We start from the raw sequence: 4266 nt of genomic DNA on the forward strand, positions 1-4266 counted from the left end.
GTCCCTATGTGGAACGTCCGCATCCGCCGGATTATGGTCACGATTACCTTGTTCGCCAAGTTCGTCACTGCGGAGAAATTAAATTCATGGGCCGGAGGTTCTTAATAACAAATTTACTTGCTGGTCAGCCTGTTGGGCTTAGAGAAATTGCCGATGGTGTTTGGCAACTTCAGTTCAGCTTTTATGCTCTGGGTTCCATAGATTTGAGAAAGAACAAGGTTATTCGTAACTAAAAAAGTGTAAACGATGTACCCGGTCTAAAATGTAAATGATGTTTCAGTTGCACAAAGGGTGATATTTCCCTTCGTCCTTCCTTCAGTCTTCGGTCTTTGTTTAAAAAAACCATTGTAATAAAGAAAATTGCGAGTATATTTAAGCGCCCTGTTTTAAAAAATCAGCAAAAGACATGAAATAATTGGGTGATCTGGTGCCTGTGAGCAAACATCGCCGAAAAAATAAAAAAATTTGCGCCGAAAGGGTGCATGCGAAGCGGATGACTTAGTCATGTTTAAGCATCCTTTTTCCAATATCCCTCACGATGAAGTAATTAAAGGTTTAATTGAAGCAGGCAGATCATACCAAGCAGAGTTCCCCTCTAAATTGGATAAAGTAACTAAATTAATTCAATCCACAGATGCACTTCAAGCAATAGCGTGCCTTTCTATTTATGGCTTGTTTGCTGGTATTAGTGATAATGGGAAGACGACGGGAAGTTATAAAGGAGAATCATTTACTCAATCGCATGTCGAGTTGATACAAGCAATCGCACTGCAAATAGAAGAAGATAAAAGATACTTTAATCCTCCAACACCTGAAATAATTCAGGAATTATTTGACGCCCTTCCAGAACTAGCAAGTGCTTTTCATTATCAAAGATTTATACAACTTGAGGTTGAGAAGTCAAAACAAAACAAATCAATCCTAATTCTTCAGGAGCATCTTAGAAGTCACACGCAATTAGTAAGAAACTGGGGATTTTTAAAGCGTGTTATTGCCATAGCCAAGCGGCTTTATGAACCAATGAACTCAAATTTTGAAGATTCAATAAATATTGGTGCCACAGACTTAATAGATGTATTCTCCTATTTAGTTGCTAGGCTTGAGAAAATGGTAAATAGGCGCTGGATTGTGCTCAGGACAGTATTTTCTCTACATAAACCGGAAGAAATTATCACAGCTTATTATAAAGAGAATCCTCATTTTATGATACGCCTGCCGATCTGATTAAGTTTGTAAATGATAAACAAATCTCTATTGAACAGTTAAAGAGTATAATACTTTCACACTATGACTTATCTCTCTGTGATGAACTAACTTTCTCTGCACAAACTGTGTCAAAAGAAACTGGCATACCCGCAGATAAACTTTGTAGTACTTTGGATAAATTAAGTATCTGTTTTGGTGCTCTTGCCGGGAATAAGGCGGAATATTTTTTTCTTGACAACCCAGTTTGGACTAAGCCACTAATAAAAATTGGTGATGGCAGGTTCTTCTGCGCTATACCTCAAGTTTTCTTTAGTTTTATATTTCCAATTTTTGATAAATTATTATCAGATAGCCCCCAAGCAAAGTCAGCTTATCAAAAACGTAGGGCAGATTTTCTTGAAAAAGAAATTAGAGCGATATTTTCAAAATCATTTCCTCATTGTGAGATATTTGCAGGATATAAATGGAAGGATGGAGATAATGAATATGAAAATGATCTATTGGTTAAAGTGGATTCACATCTCATTCTTGTTGAAGCAAAATCAGGAGCCATTTCATGGCAAGCATTGCGCGGTGCTCCAGATAGAATGAAAAGACATGTGGATGAATTGCTTTATGCTCCTTCTAATCAATCATATCGATTATCAAACAGAATTTATGAATCAAAAGCAAATGCACAGGAACAATTTAATCTGCTCCCTAATTTTCCTTTTAATTTAGACGAAATTAAGACTGTGCTTAGACTATCTGTAACTCTGGAGGATTTTGCTTTTATTCAAACAAACTTACATCTTATTAAGGAAACTGGTTGGATTCCTGAAGATCACCCATTAGCACCCTGCATGCATCTCGCGGACTTAGAAGTTATCTTTGATATGCTGGAGTCTACTCCACAAAAAATCCACTATCTGAAACGGCGGTCAGAACTTGAAGCAAATATGAATTATATGGGTGATGAACTCGACCTATTAGGTTTCTACTTGAAAACCGGTTTTAACATCGGGGTATCCGAGTTTAATAAAGACCATTTCATGCTCACTGGAATGTCAAAGAAAGTAGATGAGTACTATACGGCTCTTGATAATGGAATACAAAGAAAGAGACCTCAACAAAAAATGACCAATTGGTGGCGAGATATTTGTATGAAATTGGAAGTTAGGGGGTTTCACCAATGGTCGGATATTGCCAATATTCTTCTAGGATTTTCTTTCTCAGAACAGCTTAAAGCTGAAGCATCCTTCAAACGCATAAAGAAACATGTGCTAAAGTTCTGGCAGCAAGATGGGCATCTATGCTCGATAATAATTACACCATCAAAATATAAATTTGATGCAATGGCTTTATACGCTTTTAGGGATAGAGACAAAGAAAGAAGAAAAGAGCGTATGGAGAATATAGCGGCACAAGCCTTCGCAATTTCGCATGTCAAGCGATGTTTAATCTTGGGGGTAAACATTGATAAAGATCAATACCCATACTCAATCATTGCTGTCTATTTCAACGACTAGAAGAATTAAGGGAACGTTCTACTTAATTTTTATTCAATTGGCAAATTCCCAGGACACCATCATAGGTACATTATTTTCGGCCTAGAAATATTTCAAAGGAAACATCGAAGATATCGGCAAATTTACGTGCTGCTTTCAGGCTAATTGGCCGCCGTCCTTTTTCAATGTTGGAAATATGTTGTCTCGGAGTGCCACCGGCCATTTCTCCAAGCTTTGCTTGCGTTAAACCATTTCGTTCCCGATAAATTCTCAAGTAATCACCCGGCGTCGTAGCTGTTTTGATATCTTTGTACCACTGCGTATTTACAGCGTTGACCAGCTTGTCACTTTCTTCTTCGAAAAATTTTACTTTATTACCGTATTCCTCTTTTAAAAAGAAAAGAAGTTTTGTCGGGATGATGTCTCCTTGAACATTAATTTTAATATGGGGCGTTTTCACGACTGCCTGCATAGTACACCTCAATAATAATTGATTTGTTTTCACATCGCCAGCATACAACCCATTTGTGTGCAAGGGGACAATGATATTCATCTTTATCCAGTTTGCTGAAATTCGGCCATTCAGCTCTGATGGGTCCTTTTTCACGAAGATCGTCAACTAAAACAGCCAGCTTTTTCTGAATGAAGTCTGGCAAATCCTTAACTTGTTTTAGAACACGCTTTATAAAAAATACTTCATACATGAAGCGATTGTAACCATTTATTGATTACATGTCAAGCGCAATATTACACATACCTGCACCTGTCTCAGAAAGCATCTTGAAAAAAGGTGCGGTGCAAAAAGACGAGCTTAATGACCATCTGCTGTTCATGTTTCATCCGTATCTCCTTTGGCTGTTTCTTCCTTTACTTATTATACCAAAAGAGTTACTTAATTAGTGAGCATTAATAGCCATCCCCAATACACCACAAACCGATAGAGCATTTAACGATAAGGTATTTGAAACAGATGTCTTCGATCGTACTGCCTGTACCATCATATATAAGTCATGCCGCGTCAGAAACGCTGGTTACAGTGCTGGGTGTGGTGTATGTTCACCGTAAAACAAGCGACGGTGGAGATATTTACTTAACACAATTCGGCCTTCCCGTAGCCTCGCTATTAGAACCGTCTAACTGGTACGAAAACCCCTGGTTTGCAAGCAAGCGCCAACGACTGGAAGGTACCAGTGCCGTGTACCGGGTGCCAACTAAAATGGTGGACGGAGTTGCACTGGATCTTGTGGTAAAAAACTGCCGTGTGGGAGAAGACGTTCCGCTGGATACACACACTCTTATGCAATTCATGAATACCGAGTTCAACAGCCCGTGGGAGGAATTCTCGCTCGTTTTAGAACTGCGCGAAGGGAAATACGGCCCCCAGAAAATTACCATTTCGACACAGCTTCCGCTCGCTATATATGTACCACCCGAAACCATGCAACTATGGCAGAGCGGACGTTCGACGGATAAACTTAACCGTATCCATGCGAAACATCCGGGAATTGATATAGACATACTGAAGCAATATAAGCTCATATACCAGTGGATACGCGGCAAAGATGTTGTAGAA

5 protein-coding genes and 1 pseudogene are annotated in these 4266 nt (G+C 38.9%); 4 read left to right on the forward strand and 2 right to left on the reverse strand.

The window, feature by feature from the left end:
• The 3 genes and pseudogenes from VIK44_RS09935 to VIK44_RS09945 form a co-directional block, all read left to right on the forward strand.
• Positions 1–233, forward strand: a pseudogene (locus VIK44_RS09935) (hypothetical protein); the annotation flags it as partial.
• A gap of 271 nt (positions 234–504) precedes the next feature.
• A complete protein-coding gene (locus VIK44_RS09940) occupies positions 505–1224 on the forward strand; it encodes a hypothetical protein (protein ID WP_331553747.1) in 720 nt (239 codons plus the stop codon).
• A 107-nt stretch (positions 1225–1331) separates the two neighbouring features.
• The gene (locus VIK44_RS09945) at positions 1332–2714 is read left to right on the forward strand and encodes a hypothetical protein (protein WP_331553748.1); all 1383 of its coding nucleotides are present in this window, start codon (positions 1332–1334) and stop codon (positions 2712–2714) included.
• A gap of 70 nt (positions 2715–2784) precedes the next feature.
• On the opposite strand, the gene VIK44_RS09950 is transcribed toward VIK44_RS09945, so the two are convergent.
• Positions 2785–3153: a helix-turn-helix transcriptional regulator gene (locus VIK44_RS09950; protein WP_331553749.1), complete on the reverse strand. Its 369-nt coding sequence runs from the start codon at positions 3151–3153 to the stop codon at positions 2785–2787.
• Positions 3134–3397, reverse strand: coding sequence for a hypothetical protein (locus VIK44_RS09955; RefSeq protein WP_331553750.1), 264 nt, complete (start codon positions 3395–3397; stop codon positions 3134–3136). Before VIK44_RS09955 ends, VIK44_RS09950 begins: the two co-directional genes overlap by 20 nt.
• 266 nt (positions 3398–3663) lie before the next feature.
• On the opposite strand from VIK44_RS09955, the gene VIK44_RS09960 reads away from it, so the two are divergent.
• The coding region (locus VIK44_RS09960; protein ID WP_331553751.1) for a hypothetical protein at positions 3664–4266 on the forward strand (603 nt) is incomplete at its 3' end.

Source organism: Acetobacterium sp. (genome assembly GCF_036508315.1).
Taxonomy (GTDB): Bacteria; Bacillota; Clostridia; order Eubacteriales; family Eubacteriaceae; genus Acetobacterium.

What these genes read in the sequence shown, in the direction of transcription:
- VIK44_RS09940 (WP_331553747.1), top strand. Translation starts at nt 505, where the DNA reads ATGTTTAAGCATCCTTTTTCCAATATCCCTCACGATGAAGTAATTAAA.
- VIK44_RS09955 (WP_331553750.1), bottom strand. Translation starts at nt 3,397, where the DNA reads ATGTATGAAGTATTTTTTATAAAGCGTGTTCTAAAACAAGTTAAGGAT.